The organism is Phyllobacterium zundukense (assembly GCF_025452195.1).
GTDB lineage: Bacteria > Pseudomonadota > Alphaproteobacteria > Rhizobiales > Rhizobiaceae > Phyllobacterium > Phyllobacterium zundukense_A.
Genome location: NZ_CP104971.1, coordinates 380,676 through 406,881, shown reverse-complemented (window position 1 = coordinate 406,881; position 26,206 = coordinate 380,676). Strand labels below are relative to the sequence as shown.

Sequence of the window (26,206 nt, the reverse complement as noted above, 5' to 3'; positions counted from 1 at the left end):
CTGACCACTTCACGAGCGCGGTTCGTGTTCATCAGGGTAGCTGAGACTCTGCAATTCTCGCGCATCGACCCCGGCTATCCTTCGCAACACTGCTCGCGCCAGTTCACGTCCGGCATGGCGAACATCCTCATTGAACACGATGATCTGCGGACGGAACCATTGCAGCACATCGGTCGACTGCTTCGAGACAAGGTCAACATCCTCGCCAATCTTCAGTCCGGCAGCTTCAATACCAGCAACCAGCGCAATGGCCGCGCTGCCACTGCAGCAGACAATGCCGTCGGGGCGGTTTGGGGTCGACATGATCTCCTCCATCCGGTTCCGGATACGGCCGAGCGAGGTATCGACATCAATATCGGACACAGCAATCGTACTCGCGCCTCCCTCCTCCACAGCACGCGAGAAACCCCGATCGAGGTGCCGGTAATAGGTGACCGAAGGTGACGGGCCCGCAAGCATGGCGATCCTGCGACGCCCCTTTGCCAGCAAACTTTTCACCGAAAGATAGGCGAAGGCCTCGTTGTCAAAATCATGGAACGGATGCTCGATCCCCATTTCTGTCCGGCCGTGCGTCGCGAACGGAATGCCATGTTCGGTGAGGTAGCGGACGCGCGCATCATTCGGCTCCGTACGCGACATGATGATCCCGTCCGCAGAGCCCGTTTCGACAATGTAGCGTATAGGCTGCATCGGGTCATTTTTCACCGAATAAGGCGTGACTGTCAGATGGTAGGGCGTCTCCGAAAGCACTTCGGAAATTCCATAAACCATGTTGGAGGTGAGCCCCATGATCTCTGACTGGGCATTGAGCACGAGGCTGATGACATTGGTCTTGCCGGTACGAAGACGCACACCGGCACGGTTCGGCCTGTATCCAATCTGCTTGGCGATCAGCTGAACACGATTCTTGGTCGCCTGGCCAATTTCGGGTGCATCCTTGAGCGCGCGCGAAACAGTGGTGACACCAAGCCCCGCCATGAAGGCAATCGTCTTCAACGTCGGCCGCTCGCCTTCAACGGGCCCGGCTGCATCGATTACCGCCTTCTGATCGCGTTCTGTCGTCTTCATATTCAATTGGCCTTCAAGCCTTTCTTCGATGAAACCTGTATCGTTTTACAAAAATACCGCAACTCGAAACTTTCTAACTGCTGTCACAACGTGATCCTAGACGATATTGGCGCTACTTGGCAATCACACCCAGTAGTCACAATTGTCTATTTCCCTGAATTTGCAAGATTATCTGGCAGATTGACAAAACCCGTCACATCAATTTCGAAAAAATTGGGTTTCGGTGATTGCACTTGATGGCGCTTTACACTAGCCTACCTGTAACGTTTCAGATTTGGGAGGATTACGATGCGTTACCGTTCTGTCTTGACCGCGCTTGCTACGTCTACATTTCTTTTCGCCGCCAACCCGGCCAGTGCCGCTGACCTTGAAGTAACCCACTGGTGGACTTCTGGTGGTGAAGCGGCAGCCGCCAAGGTTCTCGCCGAATCTTACGACAAGTTAGGTGGCGACAAATGGGTGGACGGCGCGATCGCCGGCAGCGGCAGCACAGCCCGCCCAATCATCGTCAGCCGTATTCTTGGCGGAAATCCAATGGGTGCCACCCAGTTGAATACCGGTCGCGATGCCGAAGATCTGGTCAAGGCCGGTTTGATGACCGACCTGACCGAGCTTGCCACCAAGGAAGGCTGGGCCGATTTTATTCGCCCCGCCAAGCTGCTCGATGCCTGCAAATATGAGGGCAAGATTTATTGCGTTCCGGTCAATATTCACTCCTGGCAATGGATGTGGATCAATCCCAACACGTTCAAGGAAGTCGGCGCTGCAGTTCCTACAAACTGGAACGAATTTGTCGCTGCAGCACCCAAGCTAAAGGAAAAAGGCATCATCCCGCTTGCGACCGGCGATGCTTGGCAGATCGACGGCGTATTCCGCGTGATGCTGGCCAACCTTGGCGGCAAGGAGCTCTATCTCAAGATAGTGGATGAAAAGAGTACCGAAGCCGCTGGCAGCCCCGAGATGAAAGCGGTTTGGCAAGCTTTCGCCAATGCACGAGACCTTGCCGACCCCGGCTACGTCGGACGGCAGTGGAATGAAGCGACATCACTTGTTCTTACCGGCAAAGCCGGCGGCCAGATCATGGGCGACTGGGCACAGGGTGAATTTGGCGTGGCTGGAAAGGTTGCGGGCACTGATTATGACTGTCTTCCGGGCCTCGGTGTTCATCCGGCCCTCGATACAGGAGGTGACGCCTTCTATTTTCCGAAGAACCAGAATCCGGAAGTTACCAAGGCCCAGCTGAAGCTTGCGAGCATGCTTGTCTCCAAGGAGACGCAGGTTGCATTCAATCTCGCCAAGGGCTCGCTGCCGATCCGTGGGGACGTCGACATGCAGACGGCCAATGCATGCATGCAAAAGGGCATCAAGATATTGGCGGACAGCAACAATGTGCTGCCTTCATATGAGCAAGCGTTCTCCTCCGATTCGCAAGGCCAGATCGAAGATCTGATGACGGAGTTCTTCGCCGACAAGAACATGACCGTCGAGGACGCGCAGGCGCGCTACGTCGAGATCATCGGCGAAGCCAAATAACTCGAACAACCACCGTAGCAGCGATGCCGACCTGTTGGGTCCGGCATCCAGTGACAGGAATGGAGACTTCGATGGCTGGGAGCCAGCGCCCGTTTGCCCCCCTACGTAATCTGAACGCGAAGATCGCGGCGGTGCCAATGATCCTGACGGTGCTTGTTGTCTTTATTGGCTGCACGGTATGGACCGTCGTTTATTCCTTCACATCCTCGCGGTCTCTGCCAACGCTGGATTTCGTCGGGATGGATCAGTATGTGCGGCTTTTCCGGACGTCGCGCTGGACCGTTTCCCTGAAGAACCTCGCCATCTTCGGGGTTTTGTCCTTGAGTTTTTCGCTGGTGCTCGGATTTATCCTCGCCGCACTGATGGATCAGAAAATCCGTTTCGAAAATACCTTCCGCACGATATTCCTCTACCCGCACGCACTGTCATTCATCGTCACCGGCCTGGTCTGGCAATGGATACTTACCCCGGCCTATGGCGTGCAGAAGGTCGTTCGGGACCTCGGTTTTGAAACCTTCAATTTCCCTATCCTGACCGATGGCCGTTTTACCATCTATGCCATTGTGATTGCGGGTCTGTGGCAAGGCACGGGCCTTGTCATGGCACTGATGCTCGCAGGTCTGCGCAACATTGACGATGAAATCTGGAAAGCAGCACGGGTTGACGGAATACCGGCGTGGAAAACTTATCTTTTTATCATCATTCCGATGATGCGACCGGTCTTCATCACCACGCTCGTCATCATTTCCGCCACTATCGTCAAGGTCTATGATCTCGTCGTCGCCCTGACAAATGGCGGGCCGGGCATTTCCTCGGAGGTTCCCGCGAAATACGTCTACGACCTGATGTTCTCGCGCGGCAATCTGGGTCAGGGTCTTGCCGCCTCGACGATAATGCTCACCACAGTGCTGATCATCCTCGTGCCCTGGGCGCTACTGGAATTCCGGCCCCGGCATCGCAAAGGAGAGACCTCGAAATGAGCTCAAACCTCCCTAATGCCGAACCACGCGGAGGTCGGCCCAAGCGCTTCCTGTCGCCCGCATCGATCATGATTTATTCAGTGCTCCTTGTTGCCGCCATCTACTACCTCATTCCCCTCTATGTGATGGTCATGACTTCACTGAAGGGTATGCCCGAGATACGACTGGGCAACATTTTCTCTCCGCCCGTCGAGGTCACCTTCCAACCTTGGGCGACGGCCTGGAACAGTGCGTGCACGGGCCTTTACTGCGAAGGGATCAAGGTCGGCTTCTTCAACTCGATGAAGATTCTGGTCCCAAGTGTGATCTTCTCGATCATCATTGCATCGGTAAATGGCTACGCGTTGTCCAACTGGCGCTTCAAAGGCTCTGAGCTGTTCTTCACAACCCTCATTTTCGGTGCCTTCATTCCCTATCAGGTGATGCTCTACCCCCTGGTGATCATTACACGAAACCTCGGTATCTTCGGTACGCTGACCGGCGTCATCGTCATTCACACAATCTTCGGAATGCCTATCCTTACCCTGCTTTTCCGCAATTATTTCGTTTCGCTGCCACCGGAACTCTTCAAGGCTGCGCGCGTGGATGGCGCGGGCTTCTGGCGCATCTTTCTGCAGATCATGCTGCCGATGTCTCTACCCATATTCGTGGTGGCTGTCATCCTGCAGGTGACCGGCATCTGGAATGACTTCCTGTTCGGCGTGATCTTCGCTGGCACCAAGAATTTCCCGATGACAGTGCAGCTCAACAACATCGTCAATTCCACTCAAGGGGTGAAGGAATACAACGTCAACATGGCCGCGACCATTCTCACCGGTGCGGTGCCGCTCCTCGTCTATTTCTTTTCAGGCAAGTATTTCGTCAGAGGCATCGCCGCTGGCGCCGTAAAAGGGTGACCTCAGTGCACAGTGTTTCAATCAAGGATCTTTCGCTCAATTTCGGCTCGATCAGCGTTTTGCAAAACCTCAATATTGAGGTCGCGGATGGCGAGTTCCTCGTGCTTCTCGGGCCGTCTGGTTGCGGAAAATCCACTCTGCTCAATTGCATCGCCGGCCTTCTCGAAATCTCCGACGGACAAATTTTCATCAAGGGCAAGAATGTGACCTGGGAAGAGCCCAAGGATCGCGGCATTGGCATGGTGTTCCAGTCCTATGCGCTCTACCCGCAAATGACTGTCGAGAAGAACCTTTCATTCGGGCTGCGCGTGGCTGGTCTGCCTGCTGCGGAAATCCAGAAACGCATCGCCCATGCGGCCGAAATCCTGCAGATCGGCCCGCTGCTGCGACGTAAGCCCGCCGAGCTTTCCGGTGGTCAGCGGCAGCGCGTTGCCATCGGCCGCGCGCTCGTTCGCGACGTCGACGTTTTTCTGTTCGACGAACCACTTTCCAACCTCGATGCCAAGTTGCGCTCAGAATTACGCGTCGAGATTAAGCGGCTGCACCACAAGCTTGCCAATACAATGATCTACGTCACCCATGACCAGATCGAGGCCTTGACCTTGGCGGATCGCATTGCCGTCATGAAAGGCGGTCTGATTCAGCAGCTTGATGATCCGCTGACGATCTATAACAAGCCGCGCAACCTCTTTGTCGCAAGCTTCATCGGCTCACCCGCCATGAATTTCCTTAAAGGTGAGATCACCGGGCCGGAAGGTTCGCCGGCGTTCAAGGCGAGCGATCTTGATATTTCGCTTGCAGGGTATGAAGCGCAACAAATTTTGGCGCCCGGGCATTCCGTCATTTTCGGCTTTCGACCGGAACACATCGCTATCAGTGACCAGCCCGGTCCAGCCGGTCGGTCGTGCGAAGCAGTCGTGGATCTCGACGAGCCAATGGGCGCCGACAGTCTCGTCTGGTTGAAGGCTGCAGGAAAAGCCATCTCGGTTCGCGTCGATTCCGGCAGGCGCTACCAGCCCGGTGAAAAGGTATTCCTGACATTCAATCCCGCCATGGCCTCACTCTTCGACGCCGGGACCGAAAATCGCCTTTAACCTTCCCAAGCATCATGGAGAAATGCAGTGACCGACTTTTCCTATCAGCTCTACAGCTCCCGCAATTTTCCGCCGCTCGACCAGACGCTCGAAATGTTGCAGCGTAATGGTTATGTGCAGGTCGAAGGCTATGGCGCTGTCTACGGAGACGCCGCAGCCACCAAGGCTGCCCTTGACGCCCACAACCTGACCATGCCTTCGGGTCATTTCAGTATCGATCTTCTTGAACAGGAAGAGCAAAAGGTTCTCGACATTGCTGGAACGCTCGGCATGAAGGCAATCTATTGCCCACATCTCGCTGTGGACCTGCGGCCTACCGATGCGGCGGGCTGGTCCGCCTTCGGAGAGCGGCTTGAAGCTGCCCATGCCACGTACAGCAAGGCTGGATATGTGTTCGGCTGGCATAATCACGATTTTGAGTTCAAGGCACTCGCCGATGGTTCGATTCCGCAGCGGCTCATCTTCGACGCAGCTCCGAGCATCTCCTGGGAAGCCGACATTGCCTGGATCATCCGGGGCGGAGCGGACCCATTCCAGTGGATCGAGGACCACGCCTCACGGATTACTGCCGTGCATGTCAAGGACATCGCTGCTCAAGGCCAGAATACCAATGAGGATGGTTGGGCTGACGTTGGGTACGGAACTGTCGACTGGAAGGCCCTGACGTCGGCGCTCAGAGATACGCCGGTGAAGTACTTCATCATGGAACATGACAACCCGTCGGACGATGAACGGTTTGCCCGCCGTTCGATCGCAACCGTGAAAGCATTCTGAAGAAAGACAGCAACATGGCCAAGACACTAGGCATCGGCATCATTGGTGCCGGCAATATCTCAGCGACCTATTTGCGACTAGCCCCACTCTTCAAGGGCATTGAAATCCGCGCCATCGCCGACATCAACTACACCGCAGCCACTGCTCGCGCTTCCGAATACGGAACCGAGGCGCGTACTATTGATGGTCTGCTTGCCAGCGACGACATCGATCTGGTCGTCAACCTGACGGTCCCGGACGCGCATTTCGACGTATCGAAGCAGATCCTGTCGGCCGGCAAACATCTTTATTCGGAAAAGCCGCTGACGCTCTCCTTAAAAGACGGACTTGAGCTTCAAAAGCTCGCCACAAAGAAAAGCCTGAAAGCCGGATGCGCTCCGGACACTTATCTCGGCGGCGCGCACCAGCTTGCCCGCAAGCTCGTCGACGATGGACAGCTCGGAACGATTACCTCCGGCACGGCCCACGTTCTCAGCCATGGCATGGAACACTGGCATCCCAATCCGGATTTCTTCTTTCGTCCAGGCGGTGGGCCGATTCTCGATCTTGGCCCTTACTATATTGCCAATCTGATCAACCTCATCGGTCCGGTCAGGCGTGTTGCGGCGCTGACATCGATGGCCACGCCAACGCGCACCATATCGAGCGAGCCACGTCGGGGCGAGACGATCAAGGTAACAACGCCGACAACTGTTCAAGCCCTATTGGAGTTTGAAAGTGGCGCTTCGGTCACCCTGTCTGCCAGTTGGGACGTGTGGGCTCATCACCATCCCAATATGGAACTCTACGGTACTGACGGCTCGATTTTCCTACCCGATCCGAACTTCTTTGGCGGAGAGGTCAAACTGGCAAAACCGGGAAAGAAGGCGAAACCGGTCAAGGCCTGGGCGCATCCTTTTGGTACACCCAATCAGAAGCACCCCGCGGGCATGATGGCTAATTACCGCACTGCCGGACTTGCCGATATGGCCGCCGCTCTTCTTGCGGGTCGCGACATACGCTGCTCACTGGAGCGGGCATTGCACGGCGTCGACGTTATGACGTCCATCCTTCGTTCCGGCGAAGAAAAGAGGTTCATCGATATCAAGACAAGCTGTTCCCGACCGGAGGCTCTGGGTATCAAGGAAGCCAAATCGCTGTTGAAAAAGCCTTGAAGCATCGCTCCCAAGCGATTGCGGTCATGATCGGGCGCCACTATGTTGGCCGCCCGATCATGATTTATGGAAATACAAGTGACCGTCGAAAATACCGCCCATATTGCGCGCCTTATCGCCGCCGAGATACACGCACGGCCCGAACAGGCCAATGCGGCGATCGAACTTCTCGACGGCGGAGCAACCGTCCCCTTCATTGCCCGGTATCGTAAGGAAGTTACGGGCGGGCTCGACGATACGCAGCTGCGCACGCTCGACGAACGGCTCGTCTATCTGCGCGAACTCGATGCCCGCCGGAATACAATCATCGACTCGATCTCGCAGCCAGGGCAAACTAACGGACGACCTTGAAGGCAAGATTGCCGGCGCCGTCACAAAGGCGGAGCTTGAGGATATATACCTTCCCTACAAGCCTAAGCGACGCACCAAGGCGGAAATCGCTCGGAAGCGTGGGTTGGGACCCCTGGCACAAACAATTCTTTCAGACCGGCGCACTGTTCCTTCCGAGCTGGCCAAGAGTTTTCTCACTGACGATGTTCCGGATGTGAAGGCTGCGCTCGACGGTGCCCGGGATATTCTTGTCGAGACCTTTTCGGAGAACGCCGACCTCGTCGGTCGTTTGCGCAAGTACATGCAAGATCGTGCGTTTCTCCGCGCCAAAGTAGTAGACGGCAAGCAGGAAATCGGAGCGAAGTTTTCGGACTACTTCAATCATTTTGAGCGCTGGGCAACCATTCCCAGTCATCGTGCACTTGCCATGCTGCGCGGCCGCAACGAGGAAGTGCTATCGCTCGAAATCGAGGTCGATGCCGAACATACCTCCGCTATCAGACCAGTCGAGCGAATGATCGCCGACGCCTATTCGATCCAGACCAACGGTGGTGCAGCCGATAGCTGGTTGATGGAAGTGGTGCGCTGGACATGGCGCATCCGCCTGTCGCTCAATCTCTCCGTCGATCTCATGACCGCATTGCGTGAACGCGCCGAGGAAGAAGCAATCCGCGTCTTCGCCCGCAATCTGAAGGATTTGCTGTTGGCGGCACCTGCAGGTTCGCGCGCAACGATGGGCCTTGATCCAGGCATCCGCACAGGTGTGAAGGTTGCTGTCATCGACGGCACAGGCAAGCTTCTCGACACCTCGACCGTGTACCCCTTCCCGCCGCGTAATGATGTGCGCGGAACACAGGCCGAGCTGGCAAAGCTCGTTGTCAGGCACAAGATCGAACTTATAGCGATTGGCAACGGCACAGGTAGCCGCGAGACCGAACGTCTCGTCGCCGATATGTTGGCGGAGATGCCAGCGCCCAAGCCGCTGAAGGTGATCGTCAGCGAAGCCGGCGCTTCGGTGTATTCCGCATCGGCAACTGCCGCTGCGGAATTCCCCGGGCTTGACGTGTCGCTTCGCGGCGCCGTCTCCATTGCCCGTCGCTTGCAGGATCCGCTGGCGGAACTGGTCAAGATTGAGCCAAAATCCATCGGCGTCGGCCAGTACCAGCATGATGTCGACCAATACCGTCTTGCACGTTCGCTCGAAGGCGTGGTCGAAGATGCGGTGAATGCCGTGGGCGTCGATCTCAACACCGCTTCGGCTTCTTTGCTTGCGCGAATTTCCGGCGTCGGTGCTTCACTTGCTGAAGCGATTATCGCCTATCGCGACGACGTTGGTCCATTCAAAACCCGTCGCGACCTCCTGAAAGTCGCACGCCTCGGGCCGCGCGCTTATGAGCAATGCGCCGGATTCCTGCGCATTACAGACGGTACCGAACCACTCGATGCCTCGGCCGTTCATCCCGAAGCCTATGGTGTTGCCAAGAAAATCGTAAGCGCTTGCGGTCGCGACGTGAGGTCACTGATGAACGACAGCAGCGCATTGAAAGCGCTTGATCCCCGCGTCTTCGTCGACGAGCGCTTCGGATTGCCGACAGTGCGGGATATCATTGCAGAACTGGAAAAGCCTGGCCGAGATCCCCGGCCGGAATTCAAAACAGCGTCGTTTGCCGACGGCATCGACAACATCAAGGATCTGAAGCCCGGAATGCTCTTGGAGGGAACGGTTACCAATGTTGCCGCCTTCGGTGCGTTCGTCGATATCGGCGTGCACCAGGACGGCCTTGTTCACCTTTCGCAATTGGCGGATCGCTTTGTCAAAGACGCGCATGAGGTGGTCAAGACTGGGGATGTCGTCAAAGTGCGCGTTGTCGATGTCGATCCCAAACGTAACCGGATCAGCCTGACAATGCGCAAGGATGGTGGGGGAAGCGAGTCGTCACGCAGTCCCCGTGCCGTTGACAAGCCGTCGCGCGCCGCTGTTCCCGCTTCGGGCGGCCAGAAGCCGCAACCTTCGACACAAGGCGCTTTCGGCGCAGCTCTGGCAGATGCACTGCGCAAGAAATAGCTGGAACAATTATGGGAGAACAACCGTGGATATCCGCACAATAGGCAAGACACCGCTCGCCGTAACGCAATTCGGATTTGGTGGCGCAGCGATCGGCGGTCTCTACCGGGAATGTACGCGGGAAGCAGCGATGGAAACGTTGCAGGCTGCATGGGATGCGGGAATGCGCTATTTCGACACCGCGCCCTTTTACGGCTTCGGTCTATCCGAACGGCGGACCGGCGATTTTCTGCGCAGCAAACCGCGCGAGACATATGTGCTTTCGACGAAGGTCGGCCGCTTGTTGCGGCCCGTTGCTGAAGATCAGGTACCGGACTACTCCTACGTCAATCCGTTACCCTTCACAGTTGACTACGATTATAGCTATGATGGGATCATGCGTTCGTTCGAATTCAGCTATGCCCGGCTGGGCCTGAACAAGATCGACATACTCTACGTTCACGATATTGGCGCCTACACCCATGGCGCAGAAAAGAACGCGGTCTATCAGGCGCAATTGCTGGATAGTGGCGTGCGCGCACTGGACGAACTGAAATCATCGGGCGCGATCTCGGCCTACGGTCTCGGCGTCAATGAGGTTGACGTCTGTCTCGACGTGATTGCCAGGCACCCCATAGACTGCATCCTGCTGGCAGGCCGCTATTCACTATTGGATCGCTCCGCAGAGCGCGGTTTGCTCGAAGTCTGCCGCAGACAACAGGTTTCGCTGGTGATCGGCGGCGTCTTCAATTCAGGCATTCTCGCAACCGGGCCGGTTCCGGGCGCAAATTTCGATTACGGTCCTGCCTCGGACGATATTCTCGGTCGCGTTCGCGCCATGCAGAAGATCGCAGAAGCCAACTCCATCCCACTTGCCGCCGCCGCCATGCAATTCCCGTTGCGGGAGCCGGTCGTCGCCAACGTTCTGATCGGCACGGCCAAGCCCTTGAGCCTCACCCGAAACACGGAACTGCTGAAGGTAAATGTACCGGACGCGGTCTATGCCGCGGTCGAACCGTTCACCATCCGATGAAGGTCAATTGTGGCGGTTACAACCGCCACAATTGACGAATTTACGCTGCTATACGGCGGCTATTGACCAAATCCATAAGCTTTAGCGCCCGCGCAAGACTGTCCGCCTGCTCGGTGGCGAAACGGTTCCCGGTTATTTCCATGATCAGCGTCGTATCCGGCAGAAATGTAAGTTCCGAGAAAATCTCTTCCCATGGAATGTCGCCCCAGCCAATCGGCAAATGCAGATCGCCGATGCCAAGTGCAGTCGCCTCCGCCGGATGATAGAACTTCGTCATGCTGTATGGACGGCCAAAGCTGTCATGAACATGCAGGTGCCCGGTGACCGGAGCCATTGCTTTGATCTGTTCGCGCCAATCGAGGCCGAGCCGTGTGCATTCGATATAGGCATGACTGAAGTCGATTAACCCACAGACATTCGGACTGTTGACGGCTCGGACGGTTTCACCGACCTTTGCCGGCGTCTGGCGATATTCTGCTTCGCTGAGCGCGAAGATATTTTCCAGTGCAATACGTACACCATAACCCTTGGCGACTTCGGCCAGCTCTGCCAAAGCATCGCGCTCCATCTGGTCGAGATCGCCAATACGCGTCAACGCTGGCATCTTGGCCTGTCCGCTATGATGGACGAGAATGCCAGCCTCCACACGATTGCACAATTCAAGCATGGCGCGAACGACCGATTTCTGCAGCGCCAGATGTTCCTTGTCCATGAAGTTCGAAATGATCTGGCCATGTACGCTATAGCGCAGGTCGAATTGGCGGGTAATTTCCAGCAGGCGTTCCAACCGGCTTGGAATGATGCGGCCACCGGAAATGAGCTCTTCGCCATAGAGCGACAGTTCAGCAGCACTTGCGCCAAGGTCACTGATCGTCCGCAAAGAATCTTCAAGCACGCTGAAATTGCCGTCGCCCGTATAGGTGCAGAAGCCGACGGCTGAAATGATGGACTCCGTATTCATGATTGATCCTTTCAGGACAGCTAAGCTGCCACGGTCGATTGGTTGCTATTGTGTTTCAACGCAGGCGCGTCGTCGAGACGCAAACCGGTATCCCTGGAGAACAAATGAATGTGTTCCGATGGCAATTGCAGGCCGACCGTCGCACCAGTGTCGAAGAACTGAGCCTCATCGCCACCGACAGCAAAGATCGTTCCATCGATGTCGACGTGCACATTGCGCCCGGAGCCAAGCTCTTCCACAAAATCGACGGTCGCAGGCACACTGTTTGCCGTTCCTGCCTTTACCAAACGGCAATGCTCCGGACGAATTCCGACGGATACGGCGCTATTTGCATTGTCGCGGCCAAGTGCCAGGTCAATCGCCATTTGGATGCCGTCGAGCAAAACAAAGTTGCCGCTTGGCGCTATGGTGCTGTCAAAGAAGTTCATGGCTGGCGAACCGATGAATGTCCCGACAAAACGCGTTCGTGGCCGGTGATAAATCTCCAGCGGCGTGCCCACTTGTTCGACATGGCCCTTGTTCATAACGATCAGCTTGTCGGCAAGTGTCATCGCCTCGACCTGATCGTGAGTCACGAATACCGACGTTGCTGAAAGTCGCTTGTGCAGGCGGCGGATTTCTACCCGCATCTGCACCCGCAGCTTGGCGTCGAGATTGGAAAGGGGCTCGTCGAACAGAAAAACCTTCGGTTCGCGGATGATTGCCCTCCCCATGGCCACACGCTGCCGTTGACCACCGGAAAGCTGTGCCGGCTTACGGTCCAGTAGTTCTTCGAGCCCGACGATCCGGGCGGTTTCAGCAATGCGGCGATCCCGCTCGGCACGCGGAACACCGGCAACCTTCAGCGCATAGCCGATATTGGCGGCCACGTTCATATGCGGATAGAGCGCGTAGTTTTGAAATACCATCGAACAGCCGCGATCGCGGGGTTCGAGGTCATTTACGACCGTGCCGTCAATCGAAATCTCGCCTGCAGAAATCTCCTCGAGCCCGGCAATCATGCGCAGCAGCGTGGACTTGCCGCAGCCGGACGGGCCAAGGATCACGACGAATTCGCCAGACTTGAAGTCGAGATCGACACCATGGAGGATCTGTGTGCGGCCATAAGACTTGCGGACGTTCCGGATGTTGATTTCGGCCATGAGTTTTCCTTTATTTCTCTGTCGAGACCAGACCACGGACGAACCAGCGCTGCAGAACAGCGACAACGATCAGGGGCGGCAGCATGATGATGAGTGCACCGGCCATGGAGATATTCCATTCCGGCAGGCTATTGACATTCGGAACGAGCGTGCGCATCGCGACCATCGCTGTCTGGTAGTCGGCTTCTGTTGTCATCAGCTTTGGCCAGAGATATTGGTTCCACGCATAAACGAACATGATCGTGGCCAGCGCCAGCATGTTGGTGCGCGACAGCGGCAGCAGGATATCGATAAAAAAGCGCAAGGGGCGCGCCCCATCCATCTTTGCCGCCTCTGCCAGTTCATCCGGTAGCGTCATGTAGAACTGCCTGTACAGGAACGTACCGGTTGCTGTCGCGATAAGCGGCAGGACTAGACCGGAATAGGAATTCAAAAGGTTCCACTGCAACGACAGTTCGATTCCGGTCAAGGTCTGGATGAGCCAGCGCACCGGCGCGAAAACATCGGCGGCGATATTATAGGTCGGGATCACACGCACCTCGAGCGGCAGCATCAGGGTGAGGAACACCATCCAGAAGAAGACATGGCGTAGCGGGCTGCGAAAATAGACGATGGCGAAGGCGCTGAGCGCCGCAACGATCACCTTGCCCGACATGACCAGCAACGACGTGACAAGGCTGTTGAAGAGGGCCGGGCCAAGATTGGCCCGTTGCCATGCGGCTTGCAGGTTATGCAGAAAATCCGCTCCCGGCACGAAATTGAAGGGGACGGTATTGACCTGTGCCAAGGATTGCGTCGAAGCCGCGAATATCATCCAGAACGGGCCTAGGATAAGCAGCAGGCCGAGAAACATGATGAAATAGGTGACGGCGTTGAGAATGGGGGTGCGTTCGATCATCGCCGGATCCTATTTATAGTGCACGCGCCGCTCGACGTAGCGGAACTGGATGAAGGTGAAGAGCATGATCAGGGCGATGAGAACGAGGCTCTGCGCGGCCGCGCCCGAATAATTCAGGCCGCGGAATGCCTCGCTGACAATGCGGTAGACCATGACATCGGTTGATTTGTTCGGCCCGCCTTCGGTCGTCAGGTCGACGATGCCATAGGTGTCGGGACCGACGAAGCTCTCGGTCAGATTGAGGACCAGCAGGAAGAACAGGGTTGGCGCAAGCAGCGGGATTTGCAGATCGAATGCCCGGCGTACCGGGCCGGATCCGTCCATCGCCGAAGCTTCAACCAGGCTGCGCGGGATCGACTGGAGACCTGCCGTCATGAAGATGAAATTGTAGCCGATCCATTTCCAGGCAAAACACACGATGACGAGGATCATGGCGTGGCTGCCGAACTTCGCCGGATTCCACAGATCCGGCGACCAGGTATTGACGACGGCAATCAGGCCACTCTCAGGCGCGAAGATGAAGCGGAAGGCAAGGCCAACCGCCGGGGCGGCGATGGCATAGGGCCAGATATAGAAGAATCGGAACAGGCCCGATCCCTTGAGCTGGCGATCGACGCAAATCGCAAGCACGAAGGCGATGAACATGGAAAGCGCGGTGGCGCTGAAGGCGAAGAAAAGGCTAAGCGAAACCGACCGCCAATATTCCGTATCTGCAAAAACTTCCCGAAAATTATCCCAGCCGACGAACAGTCTCTCGCCCACCCCGCCAAATGCCGGCTCCAGCGAAAAAGCCCAGGTCAGAACCGACGTTGCCGGCCAATAGAAGAAAAAGAAAATCAGCAGCAATTGCGGCAGCGCAAACGCGATCGGCAACCACCAGCTTTTGAAAACAGTGCGCTTGTTCATGAGATCGACCTGCCAGCCTGTTCTTCTGATGCAAGAAAGCGATGGCCCGGATGCGCTCCGGGCCATCGCGACGACAGGATTAGTTCAATGCACGGCCGGCATAGGTCTTTTCGAAGCGGCGTAAGATGGCGTTGCCACGTTCAACAGCCTGATCGAGGCCCGCCTGCACCGTCAACTTGCCGAAGAAAATGCCTTCCATAGCATCCGAGATTTCCTTGCGGATTTGAGGGAAGCCGCCAAGGCGAATGCCGCGAGTATTGGCCGATGTCGGGGTGAATGTCAGACTGGCAATGGCCTTGTCGCGACCTTTATAGGCTGGCTTGTCGTAAAAACCGTTGGCCTTCATGGCGTCGAAACCGGTCTTCGTGACCGGAATGTATCCGGTGACAGTCGACCACCACTCAACCATATCCGGCTGGGCAATGAAGTTGAGGAAGGCGGCTGCGCCTTTATATTCCGCTTCCGGACGGTTGTTCAGGACCCAGAGTGATGCACCGCCGACGAGTGAATTCTGACGCTCGGTACCTTTCCAGACGGGGAGCATGGTGACATCCCACTTGGTACCAGGCTTGATAGTCTTGCCGACGGTGCCATGATCGGCAATCGACGACTGGATCATCTGGCAGGTCTCGGAGGTGAATGCCGGCACAACATCCATGCCGAGCTGCTTGGTCTTCACAACAAACAGGCCTTCATCGGTCATCTTCTTGAAGAAGGTCAGGTGATCGACAAGTTTGGTCTTGTTGATCACAAGTTCCGTATCGAGGCCGTCATAGCCATTGTTCTTGGTAGCGATCGGCTGGTTGTGAATGGCTGAGAACTGTTCGACCGTCGCCCAGGTGTCGAAGCTGAATCCGAACGGGCAGGCATAACCGGCGGCCTTCAATTTACGTGCAGCGGCCTCCACGTCTTCCCAGGTTTGCGGAGCGCCTTCAATGCCGGCCTTGGTGAAGGCATCGACATTGTAGTAGAACATGGCTGTCGATGAGTTGAACGGGAACGAGTAGAGCTCACCTTTGGACGTCGCATAGTAGTTGGCGATGCCGCCGAAATAATTGGCCCAATCGATCTTGTAACCGTTGTCTTCCATAAGTTTCTTCGCCGGAACGAAAGCGCCTGACAGCATCAGGTCGAGCGTGCCGCCGTCGAAAACCTGGACGATGGCCGGATGCTTCTTGGCGCGATAGGCCGCGATCGCGTTTTGCACAGTTTCGGGATAGCCATTCTGGCTGGTGCAGACGATTTCGTAGTCCGCCTGGGACTCGTTGAATTTCTTGCACGCGTCCTGAACACGCTCGCCGAGATCGCCGCTCAGCCCGTACCAGAACTCGAACTTGACCTTTTCCGCAAGCGCCGGCGTCGCGCCAAGACCAACGGCCAAGGCAGCTACAGCCATGCTCAATTTGACACCAAGTGTTTTCATCTGAAGCCCCGATCCAATGAGTGACAATGATTTTTGGGCAGTACCAGGAGAGCCGGTCCGCCTCGACCGGGACTATGTCTAGGGCGGTTATGTGAACCTTTGATCGAATTGATGCGAAAGTATTGTGACAATGCACAGCTGCGTAAAACAGCTGAATAAGCCGGCTGTCAGTGCAGCTGGTGCTCGTAAGAGGACACTCGAAATGCCGGCATGTCCTCATCTATAAGGCAATTGCTGCCACATTCTCCTGCTTCCCTGCGATAAACTCTGACCAGACACAAGGAGACCCTAATGCCCTATGAACTTTATTACTGGGACGGATTGCAGGGGCGCGGCGAATTCGTGCGATTGGCCCTGGAAGAGGCTGGAGCCGAATACATGGACGTTGCGCGCCAATCGGATGGAACTGCAGCAATGATGAAGCTTCTAAAGAGCAAATCCGCACCATATATTCCCTTTGCGCCGCCGTTCTTGAAGGACGGTGATCTGATCGTATCGCATGTCGCGAATATACTGTTTTATCTCGGACCGAAGTTAGACCTTGCACCGGAGGATGAACCATTGCGCTTCATCGCAAACGGCTTGCAGTTGACAATCACTGACTTTGTGGCCGAGGTGCACGACACCCACCACCCGCTCTCGACGAGATCTGTATTTCGAAGATCAGAAGGAGGCAGCCAAGCAGCGCTCGGCCGATTTCATTGAGCATCGGATCCCCAAATTCATGGGTTATTTCGAGCGTGTGCTCGAGCAAAATCCGGATGGAAAAAAGCATGCTGTCGGAAACCGGCTAAGCTACGTAGACCTGTCGCTGTTCCAGATCATTGAAGGGCTCCATTACGCCTTTCCGCGCGCCACCAAACGCTTCGGTGAACGTTATCCGGCGCTGACGGCCTTGCATGATGCCGTTGAGAACCGGGCCAATATCAAGAAATATCTTGCCTCCGACCGGCGGCTCGACTTCAATGAGTCCGGTGTTTTCCGCCACTATCCCGAGCTCGATCAGGACGCGTGACGCGGCGGCAATCACTTTTTCCGCCGCCTTCTCACTTTCTCTGGACATGCCACGCCGAACAGGTTCCATTGTCCCCCAGTCAATATTCCGGAGGAAAGACCATGGACTATCGCTCTACGAAAGCTGGCGTCTTTGCTGTCGCACTGAGCTTTGGCTTTGTACCGGTCGCCACCGTGTTCGCGGCTTCCCCCGATCCGGTAAAAGCCGAGCATGGAATGGTCGTTACGGCGCAACATTTGGCGTCGCAAATTGGGGTGGATGTGCTCAAAGGTGGTGGCAATGCAGTGGATGCTGCTGTTGCTGTCGGCTATGCGCTGGCTGTCGTCTATCCGACGGCGGGTAACATCGGCGGCGGGGGCTTCATGACCATCCGTCTCAAGGACGGCAAGACGACCTTTCTCGACTTCCGCGAACGCGCTCCGCTTGCCTCGACCAAGACCATGTATCTCGACGACAAGGGCAACATGGTCAAGGGCCTGAGCACCGATGGTTATCTCGCTGTGGGCGTGCCTGGCTCCGTCCTCGGCTTTGAGACCGCCCGGACCAAATATGGCACCAAATCGCGCGAAGAACTGATGGGCCCGGCGATCCGGTTCGCCCGTGACGGCTTTGTGCTCGATCAGGGTGATGTTGCGTCGCTGCAAAATGGCGCCAAGAAACTTGCCAAGGACAAGACTGCCGCCGAAATCTTCCTGAAGCCGGATGGCAAGACTTATGCGATCGGCGAAACACTGGTTCAGTCTGATCTCGCCGCAACGCTTTCGGGCATTTCGGAGAAGGGACCGGATGCTTTTTACAGAGGTGCAACAGCGGATGCCATCGTGAAAGCCAGCGCGTCGACCGGCGGCATTTTGGCAAAGGCCGATTTCGAACAATATTCCGTGCGGGAACTTGAGCCGGTCAAATGCAACTATCGCGGTTATGACATTGTCTCATCGCCTCCACCGAGTTCTGGTGGCGTCATTATCTGTGAGATCCTGAATGTTCTCGAAGGTTATCCGCTCGGCTACCTGGGATACGGTTCAGCAGAGACCGTGCACGCTATGGTAGAGGCCATGCGGCATGCCTACGTCGATCGGAACGTCTCTCTTGGAGATCCGGATTTCGTCGACAATCCCGTCGAGAAGCTGCTCGACAAGCAGTACGCCAAGGAAATCCGCGAGAAGATCAGTCCATTCAAGGCCGGCGTTTCACAAGAACTCATGCCGAAGGGGTTTGGCGAAAGTAAAGAGACCACGCATTATTCCATTGTTGATGACGAAGGAAACGCAGTGGCTGTAACGTATACGCTCAACGGCTCCTTCGGCGCGGGTGTCGTTGCTCCTGGAACAGGTATATTACTCAATAATGAGATGGACGATTTCACGGCCAAGCCTGGTGCGGCCAATCTCTATGGGCTGGTGCAAGGAGAAGCCAATGCTATCCAGCCGAAGAAGACACCCCTGTCCTCGATGAGCCCAACCATTATCTCGAAAGACGGCAAGCCTTTCATGGTCATTGGCAGCCCGGGCGGGGCGCGCATTATCACGATCACGCTAGAAGCGATCATCAACGTCATCGACCATGGCATGAACATCCAGGAAGCAATCGACGCGCCGCGCATCCATCACCAATGGCTGCCGGACAAGGTCTATATGGAGCCCTATGCCCTCTCATCTGACACACGCAAAATCCTCACCGAGATGGGCCACGATGTCGAGATAGACAAGAGCTGGACGATCTGGGGACAGGCAGCCGGTATTCTTGTCGGCGGTGAAAGCTTAGCCGACATTGAGAAGGGCGGCGGCGCTCGCTACAACGGCGCAATGGACAGCCGGTCAGGGTCTGGAGAGGCGTTGGGTTATTGATCGGCAAAGCGCTCTGTGCGTGGTTCGACAAGCTCGCCATGAGGGACGTGATTTGATTGCAAAGCGAGCTATCCGAGCAGGGTCGCGCACTGCAAAACCCCATTCTCCCTCATGGTGAGCTTGTCGAACCACGCACGATAGCCGTGCAGCACAACTTTCTGCCTCACAGACTGAAGTCAACCATCCGGCTGCGCAGCTGCTGGATGGTTTCGGCATCGGCATTGGCAAATGCAAAACGCAGGAATTGGGTGTGTTTTGCACCAAAATACTCGCCGGGAATGCTCAAAATCCCGGCTTTTTTGGCGAGGTGCTCGGCCACCTTGGTCGATGAGCGGCTTTCGAAGGGATGGCGGATAAAGGCAAAATAAGCGCCGATGGCCTCTAGTTTCCAACCACCGAGATCCTTCATGACCTCCCGCAATGCCTTTGCTCGCAGGTCGATTTCGTGCCGGTTTCCGGCGCGCCATTCGATGAGTGCCGGCAGGGCCCGCGCAACTGCGCCCTGAGCCGCTCGCGGCGCACAGATCTGCAGATTGTCCATGATCTTGGCGACCTCGTCGACGACGTTCTCGCCTGCTGTGAGCGCCCCGAGCCGGTGTCCCGGAATGCAGAACGATTTGGAAAAGCTATAGAGCTGGATCAGATTGTTCTGCCAGTTCTTTTCGCCGAGAAGGAAATGCGGCGCACCCGCGCCCTCGGGCAGAAAATCGCGGTAGGTCTCATCGAGGATCAGCCAGATGCCGTTTTTTTGGCAGATGTCGAAGATCGCCTTCAGTCTTTCGGGAGGATAAATAGCGCCAGTGGGATTGTTGGGAGTAACGAGGGTAAGAGCACGCACGTCCGGTGTCAGCGCGCGTTCGACGGCTTCCACTGTCGGCACGAACCCATTGGCGGAGTCGCAGGCGACGAAACCCGTCTTGATGCCGAGCATCGACAAAGTCGTTTCATGGTTGAAATAGAACGGATCGCTCATCAGCACCGTATCACCCGCCGCAGCAACAGCCATCACTGCGCAGATAAACGCCTGGTTGCAGCCTGATGTGATGTGGATGTTGCCGCCGGCAATTTCTGCACCGTAGACCTCGGACACGTGTGCCGCATAGGCTTCGCGCAGCGAAGTTTCACCCTCGATTGCACCATAATTGGTGTAGGCAAGCGATGACGCAGCTTCGCCCAGCCAACGCAGCATATCCGGATGCGGCGGGTAACCGGGAACAGCCTGGGATAGATCGATCAGTGGGCCAAGGCTGCCGTCATAAGAGTTGCCCCATGCCTGTACAGCTGGGATCGGCGGAGGCGACAAGCGCGTCACAAGCGGGTTCAGTCGGGCAACAGTCATGAAAATGTCCTATCGGATGTCGGTTTTTGCCCGGCGCTTCAGAGCGGCGCGGTCGAGTCGTTTCGGGCGAGTCGTTGGAATGGATGGAGGGGTCGCCAGACGCTCTTGAGCACTGACCTTGCCATTGCGCGGACGGATGATACGCCGAGCCGAGGTTTGCGGTTCGGTGATTGTATCTGTCTCCAGCGAGGCAAACAGCCAGTCGATAAAAACCTTGACTATCGGCGCGTTGCGCACCTCATTGCGGCAGGCAACGTAGAAAGCATTGTTTGCCGGCACAGTGAGGTCGAACGGGACAATCAGCTCGCCCTTGGCAATGAGATGGCTTGCGGTGATGGTATCGCCCAGTGCAACGCCCTGGCCGTAAACTGCCGCTTCCGTCGAGAGCCGAGCGTCGCTCATGAAGTGCTGCGCGCCTCGGGCGTGCTCGGTTGCGTCGGCTGCAGCCAGCCAAGTGTTCCATTCACGGCCATCGTCGCCATGGAGGAGCACGTGATTGCGCAGATCGCGTACGGAGCGAAGAGGCCGCATGTTGAGCAGCGTCGGACTTGCGACAGGAAACAGCTTCAGCGTCGTCCAGAGCCTTATCCAACAGTCGGCCCAATTGCCATGGCCATAGAGCACGCAGACATCGACATCCGAGGAGTGGAGATGATCCGACTCGTTCGACGCAATCAGCGTCAGCCTGATATCCGGATACTGCTCGGTGAACTGGTTCATGCGCGGGATGAGCCAAAGCGAAAGCAGCGCCGGCACGCAAGTCACCGTGAGTTCGCCGCTTGTCGTGGGACGTTTGATCAGCGCAGTCGTCGCAGCAATATCCTCGAATGCTTTTGATACCGTCGGCAAGAGGAGCGCCCCTTGCGGCGTAAGCTTGAGACGTTGAGCGCCACGTTCGAACAGCTGGACATCAAGAGTGGCCTCCAGCGCTTTTATCTGATGGCTGATGGCGCCATGTGTAACGTTAAGTTCACGCGCTGCGGCAGTCACGGAGCCATGTCGTGCTGTCGCCTCGAAGGCGCGCAACGGGTTCAGCGGGGGCAAGCGACCTTGCGTCATAGAATTCCATTAGCTGCCAATTGTCGGAAAGTCATGTGAGATTTATTCACACAATAAGCTATAACAATGTCAATTGCTTTTCTGTGCCTTTTGCACCGATAATACGCTTAACGAGGCAAAAATGCCCGGGGAACAGACAACGACGGATATCCACCAGCAACACACGCCGAATCCGTTTATCCCCGCGCACTTAGGACATTGGGATACTTGTCATGGCATCTTGGGATGAGAAAAAGCTGAACGAACTGCGCGCGAAATATGGGGAAAGCCATGGCGGTGAGTTGTTTGACCCGACATTCCGCAAGGTCGCAGACAAGATCTTTTCAAAAAGCGGTACGCGCCTTGCACCGTATTCGGGCATGCCGACCTTTTTGACCGCCCCTCACATGCCGGTCGATTCCAGCAATCCCGATTTCGGCAATCTCCAGGTCGCCATGGTTGGCGTGCCGATGGACCTCGGCGTAACTAATCGCACCGGCTCGCGTTTCGGTCCGCGGGCGCTGCGGACCATCGAGCGCATCGGTCCATACAATCATGTTCTCGAATGCGCACCAGTGTTTGACCTGCGCGTTGCAGATATTGGCGACGTGCCTTTTGCCAGCCGTTACAGGCTCGAGCAGAGCCATGATGACATCGAACGTCGCATCAACCAGATCGTGGATGCCGGTGTTGTACCACTTTCCGTAGGCGGCGATCATTCTATTACCCATCCGATCATGAAAGCTGTCGGCAAGAAGCGCCCGGTGGGCATGATCCATATTGACGCGCACTGCGATACAGGAGGCGCCTTCGACCAGACCAAATTCCATCATGGCGGTCCCTTCCGCAATGCGGTCCTCGACGGCGTGCTCGATCCGAACCGTACTATCCAGATCGGCATTCGCGGCTCGGCGGAGTATCTCTGGGAATTCTCCTACGAATCCGGCATGACCGTCATTCATGCGGAAGAAGTAACCGGTCTCGGCATCCCCGCTATTATCGAAAAGGCGAGAAAAATCGTCGGCGACGGTCCTACCTACCTTTCTTTTGATATTGACAGCCTCGATCCAAGTTTTGCTCCTGGAACTGGCACCCCTGAAGTCGGCGGGCTGACGACACGTGAAGTCCTTGAGCTTATCCGCGGTCTCAAGGGCATCAATCTTGTTGGCGGTGACGTCGTGGAAGTTGCACCGCAGTATGACGCCACGACGAACACCGCCCATGCGGGCGCCCAGGTCCTGTTCGAAATCCTCAGCCTGATGGTATTCAGCCCGTTCGTTCAGGGCCAGCGCTGATGCATCCGGAATTACGCAACCAACGAATGATGAGGCGGTAAATGGCATAAAGCCGGATTGTTCTCGTCAATCACAATAACAACGAAGGGGAATAAAAATGACAATCTACAAGACACTGCGAGCATCCTTTACCGCACTTCTGTTGATCAGCGGCGCGAGTATAGGTGTGGCCAATGCCGATGCGATCGATGACATCACCAAGGCGGGCGTCCTCAATGTCGGCGTCTTTGCCGACTTCCCGCCCTTCTCTTCCGCCAGCGCCGACATGACGCTTAAAGGCTATGATATGGATGTGGCCCAGGCACTGGCCGATGCGTTGAAGGTAAAGCTCAATCCGGTTCCGGTAACCGGTCAGAACCGCATTCCTTATCTTACGGAACGTCGCGTCGACCTTCTGATGAGCGTCGGCCACAGCAAGGAACGTGAGCAGGTGATCGACTTCGCTGCCGCCTATGCGCCCTACTACATCGCCGTCATCGGGCCGAAGGCCCTTGAAGTGAAGAGTAAAGATGATCTTGCCGGCAAGAGCATTGCCGTCAATCGTGGTACCTTGGAAGATACATCACTGACAGAGGTGGTTCCGGCTTCGGCCGACGTCAAGCGCTTCGACAACTACAACTCAGTGATCCAGGCTTTCATTTCCGGGCAGACTCAGCTCATGGTGGTCGGCAATGACGTCGGTGCACAGGTTCTTGCACGTCAGGAAGCCCTGGCTCCCGAGCAGAAATTCCAGCTTCTGACATCGCCGTCGCACATTGCCCTCAACAAGAAAGAGGATCGCCTCAAGCAGGCCATCAACGATACAGTGACCAAGATGCTGAGCGATGGCAGTCTTAACAAGAGCTCGGAAGCCTGGCTGAAGACACCGCTCAATCCTGAAAACCTCAAGGATTGATCTGTGGGCTATGCGCTCGACTTCGGCTGGCTGAATGGCGCGATCGGCATGATTGCCAGCGGCGCGGCGATGACGATCTTCCTGATCGCTGTCACCACCGTCGCTGGCGTCATCCTGAGCATATTCGGGGCTGCAGCCAAACGCAGCCGCTATCCCATCTTGCGCAAGGCCATCGGGGTTTATGTCGAGCTCATCCGCAACACGCCATTTCTGGTGCAGCTCTTCTTCATCTTCTTTGGGCTCCCGCGGTTTGGCATTCGCCTTGATCCTGTCATCGCTGCCATGCTGGCGATGACGCTGAATATGACCGCCTATACCACCGAGATCGTTGGCGCCGGGCTCGATGCCGTACCCAACGGTCAGAGGGAAGCTGCGGCGGCATTGGGTCTGCCGGCGTGGCTCGTCTTCATCAAGATCGTGCTGCCGCAGGCGCTGAAAGTCATTTTCCCGGCGCTGACCAGCCAAATCATCATCATGATGCTGGAGTCTTCGGTTGTTTCGCAGATTGCGGTGCGCGAACTCACCTACGAGGCGGACATGTTGCAGGCGCGAACGTTCCGGGCCTTCGAGACGTACTTTGTCGTGACTATTGTCTACCTCGGTATGAGCATCGGCTTGCGCAGGCTCTTGTTCGCAACGGGACGGCGCGCGATTGCCGGAGGCATGGCATGATCGAATTCACTTTCTGGGACATCGTGCGCAATCTCCTGCTGGCAGCCCGCTGGACGGTCCTGCTGTCCATCGTGGCTTTTGCCGGAGGCGCGATTGCCGGATTGACGATCCTCCTGCTCCGCATCTCCAAGCGGCGCTGGCTGCGCCGTGCGGCTGAATATTACATCGGCCTCTTCCAGGGAACGCCGCTGCTGATGCAGCTCTTCCTGCTGTTCTTCGGCTTGCCACTGCTAGGCTTCCGTATCGAGGCATGGACGGCCGCAGTCCTCGGGCTGACGCTCTGTGCGAGTGCCTACCTCGCCGAAATCTGGCGTGGCGGCGTGCAAGCATTGCCAAACGGCCAGTGGGATGCGGGAAGCAGTCTCGGCCTGCACTACATAGCGCAGCTGCGCCTTATCATCCTGCCGCAGGCCTTCGCGATTACGCGGGCACCGACCGTCGGCTTTCTGGTGCAGCTGATCAAGAGCACTGCACTGACCTCGATCATCGGTTTCGAAGAACTGGTCCGAACCTCGAATGCCATCAACAACGCAACTTTTGAACCTTTTACGGTCTATGGATTGGTAGCGCTGATCTATTTTGTTCTGTGCTACCCGCTGACGCGCTATACAAAGATATTGGAGCTCCGAACCGCTCGTCAGCATTGAACAACAGCTCGATATTAGACAAAACAGAAGTGGGATTCGGCCAGCAAACTGGCTTCCAAAAAGGAGATACAACAATGGACACTTTTCTGAAGACGGGCGCCAGCCGCCGCGCGGTACTTGGTGCGGGCGTGATGGGTGCCGCCGTTCTGGCAATGCCAAACATCCTGCGTGCGCAGGACAAGTCGTTGAAGGTCGGCGTCTATGGCGGCTATTTCAAAGACTCGTTCGACAAGAACATCTTTCCGGAATTCACCAAAGCAACCGGCATCGCTATCGAATCCGTGGCCGAACCAACGGGCGAAGCCTGGCTGGTCCAGCTTGAGCAGGCCGCAAAAGCTGGCGCCGCCCCCGCAGATGTTTCGATGATGTCGCAAGTGGCAATGCTGAAGGGTCAGACGACCAAACTGTGGACGCCGCTCGATTTGGCAAAGATTCCGAATTCAAAGAACCTCATTGACCGCTTCGTCAACAAGTACCCTGATGGTTCCGTCGCGGGTATCGGCGCGGTCTCATGGTACATCACGCTCGTTACCAACACCGATGTCTACAAGGAAGCGCCGACGTCGTGGGCAGCGTTCTGGGACAAGGCCAACGCCGACAAGCTCGGACTGCTCGCTCTTGTTTCGAACTCATTCCTGCTGGAAGTGACTGCAAAAACATTCTTCGGAGGCACCAACGCTCTCGATACGGAAGAAGGACTGCTGAAGGCCTTCGACAAGCTTGCAGAGGTCAAGCCGAATGTCCGCCTGTGGTACCGTGACGAGGCCCAGTTCGAACAATCGCTGAAGTCGGGCGAAATTCCGATGGGGCAGTATTACCACGACGTGACCGGCCTCGCTGCTTCCGAAGGGCATCCGGTTCGTTCCACCTTCCCCAAGGAAGGCGGCGTTCAGGACTCCGGCTGCTGGGCTCTGTCGCGTGCATCGAAGAAAGCCGACGAAGCACATATTTTCATCGACTACATGAGCCAGCCTGCCATTCAGGCGACGCTATCGCGCAAGGTTGGTACTTCGCCGACAGTGAAACGCGAATTGCTCGATCTGAACGACAAGGAATTCGCGGCGGTATCTTCCGATATCGAGCCGATCATTCCGCGCTATGACCTCTATACAACCAAGTCCGACTGGCTCAACCAGAAATGGACTGAGCTGATCGTCGGTTAACATTCGGCGCAAGCCCACCCTTTGCTTTGCCGCGAAGGGTGGGGCACAAAGCACCTAAG

The 26,206-nt window shown here is 56.4% G+C and carries 21 protein-coding genes and 2 pseudogenes; 15 read left to right on the top strand and 8 right to left on the bottom strand.

Features of this window, described 5'->3' with window-relative positions:
• Positions 1-9: 9 nt before the first annotated feature.
• Positions 10-1,068 carry a LacI family transcriptional regulator gene (locus N8E88_RS06535; RefSeq protein WP_262291184.1) on the bottom strand — a complete coding sequence of 353 codons (1,059 nt, stop codon included), beginning with the start codon at positions 1,066-1,068 and terminating at the stop codon, positions 10-12.
• Between the two features lie 288 nt (positions 1,069-1,356).
• Here N8E88_RS06535 and N8E88_RS06530 point away from each other — a divergent pair, with 288 nt between their 5' ends.
• From N8E88_RS06530 to N8E88_RS06495, 8 genes and pseudogenes are all read left to right on the top strand, one after another.
• Positions 1,357-2,601 (top strand): ABC transporter substrate-binding protein, encoded by a 1,245-nt coding sequence (locus N8E88_RS06530; protein WP_262291183.1) that lies wholly within the window; start codon positions 1,357-1,359, stop codon positions 2,599-2,601.
• Positions 2,602-2,672: 71 nt separating this feature from the next.
• Positions 2,673-3,581 carry a carbohydrate ABC transporter permease gene (locus tag N8E88_RS06525; protein WP_262291182.1) on the top strand — a complete coding sequence of 303 codons (909 nt, stop codon included), beginning with the start codon at positions 2,673-2,675 and terminating at the stop codon, positions 3,579-3,581.
• Complete coding sequence (locus N8E88_RS06520) at positions 3,578-4,477, top strand: carbohydrate ABC transporter permease (RefSeq protein ID WP_262291181.1); 900 nt, start codon at positions 3,578-3,580, stop codon at positions 4,475-4,477. Before N8E88_RS06525 ends, N8E88_RS06520 begins: the two co-directional genes overlap by 4 nt.
• The gene (locus N8E88_RS06515; protein WP_315975204.1) at positions 4,474-5,571 is read left to right on the top strand and encodes an ABC transporter ATP-binding protein; all 1,098 of its coding nucleotides are present in this window, start codon (positions 4,474-4,476) and stop codon (positions 5,569-5,571) included. Before N8E88_RS06520 ends, N8E88_RS06515 begins: the two co-directional genes overlap by 4 nt.
• 27 nt (positions 5,572-5,598) lie before the next feature.
• Positions 5,599-6,345, top strand: coding sequence for a sugar phosphate isomerase/epimerase family protein (locus N8E88_RS06510; protein ID WP_262291179.1), 747 nt, complete (start codon positions 5,599-5,601; stop codon positions 6,343-6,345).
• A gap of 14 nt (positions 6,346-6,359) precedes the next feature.
• Positions 6,360-7,499, top strand: coding sequence for a Gfo/Idh/MocA family protein (locus tag N8E88_RS06505; RefSeq protein WP_262291178.1), 1,140 nt, complete (start codon positions 6,360-6,362; stop codon positions 7,497-7,499).
• A 66-nt stretch (positions 7,500-7,565) separates the two neighbouring features.
• Positions 7,566-9,894, top strand: a pseudogene (locus N8E88_RS06500) (Tex family protein).
• Between the two features lie 25 nt (positions 9,895-9,919).
• Positions 9,920-10,906, top strand: coding sequence for an aldo/keto reductase (locus N8E88_RS06495; protein WP_262291177.1), 987 nt, complete (start codon positions 9,920-9,922; stop codon positions 10,904-10,906).
• 40 nt (positions 10,907-10,946) lie between these two features.
• Here the strand turns inward: N8E88_RS06495 and N8E88_RS06490 are convergent, their stop codons facing one another.
• The 5 genes from N8E88_RS06490 to N8E88_RS06470 form a co-directional block, all read right to left on the bottom strand.
• Entirely contained in the window at positions 10,947-11,867 is a 921-nt protein-coding gene (locus N8E88_RS06490) for a sugar phosphate isomerase/epimerase family protein (protein WP_262291176.1), read from the bottom strand.
• A gap of 20 nt (positions 11,868-11,887) precedes the next feature.
• The gene (locus N8E88_RS06485; RefSeq protein ID WP_262291175.1) at positions 11,888-13,009 is read right to left on the bottom strand and encodes a sn-glycerol-3-phosphate import ATP-binding protein UgpC; all 1,122 of its coding nucleotides are present in this window, start codon (positions 13,007-13,009) and stop codon (positions 11,888-11,890) included.
• A 10-nt stretch (positions 13,010-13,019) separates the two neighbouring features.
• The gene (locus N8E88_RS06480; protein WP_262291174.1) at positions 13,020-13,907 is read right to left on the bottom strand and encodes an ABC transporter permease subunit; all 888 of its coding nucleotides are present in this window, start codon (positions 13,905-13,907) and stop codon (positions 13,020-13,022) included.
• A gap of 9 nt (positions 13,908-13,916) precedes the next feature.
• On the bottom strand, positions 13,917-14,813 hold the full coding sequence (locus N8E88_RS06475) for a carbohydrate ABC transporter permease (protein WP_262291173.1): 897 nt from the start codon (positions 14,811-14,813) through the stop codon (positions 13,917-13,919).
• A 79-nt stretch (positions 14,814-14,892) separates the two neighbouring features.
• Positions 14,893-16,236, bottom strand: coding sequence for an extracellular solute-binding protein (locus N8E88_RS06470; RefSeq protein ID WP_262291172.1), 1,344 nt, complete (start codon positions 16,234-16,236; stop codon positions 14,893-14,895).
• Between the two features lie 291 nt (positions 16,237-16,527).
• Here N8E88_RS06470 and N8E88_RS06465 point away from each other — a divergent pair.
• Together N8E88_RS06465 and ggt are read left to right on the top strand one after the other, a co-directional pair.
• Positions 16,528-17,251 (top strand): annotated as a pseudogene (locus tag N8E88_RS06465) (glutathione S-transferase).
• Positions 17,252-17,352: 101 nt separating this feature from the next.
• The gene (ggt, locus tag N8E88_RS06460; protein ID WP_262291171.1) at positions 17,353-19,098 is read left to right on the top strand and encodes a gamma-glutamyltransferase; all 1,746 of its coding nucleotides are present in this window, start codon (positions 17,353-17,355) and stop codon (positions 19,096-19,098) included.
• Between the two features lie 163 nt (positions 19,099-19,261).
• Here the strand turns inward: ggt and N8E88_RS06455 are convergent, their stop codons facing one another.
• Both N8E88_RS06455 and gcvA read right to left on the bottom strand, forming a co-directional pair.
• A complete protein-coding gene (locus N8E88_RS06455; RefSeq protein ID WP_262291170.1) occupies positions 19,262-20,437 on the bottom strand; it encodes an aminotransferase in 1,176 nt (391 codons plus the stop codon).
• Between the two features lie 9 nt (positions 20,438-20,446).
• Positions 20,447-21,496 (bottom strand): transcriptional regulator GcvA, encoded by a 1,050-nt coding sequence (gcvA, locus tag N8E88_RS06450; protein WP_262291169.1) that lies wholly within the window; start codon positions 21,494-21,496, stop codon positions 20,447-20,449.
• Positions 21,497-21,708: 212 nt separating this feature from the next.
• On the opposite strand from gcvA, the gene speB reads away from it, so the two are divergent.
• The 5 genes from speB to N8E88_RS06425 all read left to right on the top strand — a co-directional run bounded on the left by speB (position 21,709) and on the right by N8E88_RS06425 (position 26,147).
• Positions 21,709-22,770, top strand: coding sequence for an agmatinase (speB, locus tag N8E88_RS06445; protein WP_262291168.1), 1,062 nt, complete (start codon positions 21,709-21,711; stop codon positions 22,768-22,770).
• Between the two features lie 97 nt (positions 22,771-22,867).
• A complete protein-coding gene (locus tag N8E88_RS06440; protein WP_262291167.1) occupies positions 22,868-23,665 on the top strand; it encodes a transporter substrate-binding domain-containing protein in 798 nt (265 codons plus the stop codon).
• 3 nt (positions 23,666-23,668) lie between these two features.
• Positions 23,669-24,337, top strand: a complete 669-nt coding sequence (locus tag N8E88_RS06435; RefSeq protein WP_262291166.1) for an amino acid ABC transporter permease — start codon at positions 23,669-23,671, stop codon at positions 24,335-24,337.
• Positions 24,334-24,984, top strand: coding sequence for an amino acid ABC transporter permease (locus N8E88_RS06430; RefSeq protein ID WP_262291165.1), 651 nt, complete (start codon positions 24,334-24,336; stop codon positions 24,982-24,984). Before N8E88_RS06435 ends, N8E88_RS06430 begins: the two co-directional genes overlap by 4 nt.
• 74 nt (positions 24,985-25,058) lie before the next feature.
• Entirely contained in the window at positions 25,059-26,147 is a 1,089-nt protein-coding gene (locus N8E88_RS06425; protein WP_262291164.1) for an ABC transporter substrate-binding protein, read from the top strand.
• The last annotated feature ends 59 nt before the right edge of the window (positions 26,148-26,206 follow it).

What these genes read in the sequence shown, in the direction of transcription:
- N8E88_RS06535 (WP_262291184.1), bottom strand. Translation starts at nt 1,068, where the DNA reads ATGAAGACGACAGAACGCGATCAGAAGGCGGTAATCGATGCAGCCGGG.
- N8E88_RS06440 (WP_262291167.1), top strand. Translation starts at nt 22,868, where the DNA reads ATGACAATCTACAAGACACTGCGAGCATCCTTTACCGCACTTCTGTTG.
- N8E88_RS06480 (WP_262291174.1), bottom strand. Translation starts at nt 13,907, where the DNA reads ATGATCGAACGCACCCCCATTCTCAACGCCGTCACCTATTTCATCATG.
- N8E88_RS06485 (WP_262291175.1), bottom strand. Translation starts at nt 13,009, where the DNA reads ATGGCCGAAATCAACATCCGGAACGTCCGCAAGTCTTATGGCCGCACA.
- N8E88_RS06475 (WP_262291173.1), bottom strand. Translation starts at nt 14,813, where the DNA reads ATGAACAAGCGCACTGTTTTCAAAAGCTGGTGGTTGCCGATCGCGTTT.
- N8E88_RS06470 (WP_262291172.1), bottom strand. Translation starts at nt 16,236, where the DNA reads ATGAAAACACTTGGTGTCAAATTGAGCATGGCTGTAGCTGCCTTGGCC.
- gcvA (WP_262291169.1), bottom strand. Translation starts at nt 21,496, where the DNA reads ATGACGCAAGGTCGCTTGCCCCCGCTGAACCCGTTGCGCGCCTTCGAG.
- N8E88_RS06520 (WP_262291181.1), top strand. Translation starts at nt 3,578, where the DNA reads ATGAGCTCAAACCTCCCTAATGCCGAACCACGCGGAGGTCGGCCCAAG.
- N8E88_RS06490 (WP_262291176.1), bottom strand. Translation starts at nt 11,867, where the DNA reads ATGAATACGGAGTCCATCATTTCAGCCGTCGGCTTCTGCACCTATACG.
- N8E88_RS06425 (WP_262291164.1), top strand. Translation starts at nt 25,059, where the DNA reads ATGGACACTTTTCTGAAGACGGGCGCCAGCCGCCGCGCGGTACTTGGT.
- N8E88_RS06530 (WP_262291183.1), top strand. Translation starts at nt 1,357, where the DNA reads ATGCGTTACCGTTCTGTCTTGACCGCGCTTGCTACGTCTACATTTCTT.
- speB (WP_262291168.1), top strand. Translation starts at nt 21,709, where the DNA reads ATGGCATCTTGGGATGAGAAAAAGCTGAACGAACTGCGCGCGAAATAT.
- N8E88_RS06505 (WP_262291178.1), top strand. Translation starts at nt 6,360, where the DNA reads ATGGCCAAGACACTAGGCATCGGCATCATTGGTGCCGGCAATATCTCA.
- N8E88_RS06430 (WP_262291165.1), top strand. Translation starts at nt 24,334, where the DNA reads ATGATCGAATTCACTTTCTGGGACATCGTGCGCAATCTCCTGCTGGCA.
- N8E88_RS06455 (WP_262291170.1), bottom strand. Translation starts at nt 20,437, where the DNA reads ATGACTGTTGCCCGACTGAACCCGCTTGTGACGCGCTTGTCGCCTCCG.
- N8E88_RS06525 (WP_262291182.1), top strand. Translation starts at nt 2,673, where the DNA reads ATGGCTGGGAGCCAGCGCCCGTTTGCCCCCCTACGTAATCTGAACGCG.
- ggt (WP_262291171.1), top strand. Translation starts at nt 17,353, where the DNA reads ATGGACTATCGCTCTACGAAAGCTGGCGTCTTTGCTGTCGCACTGAGC.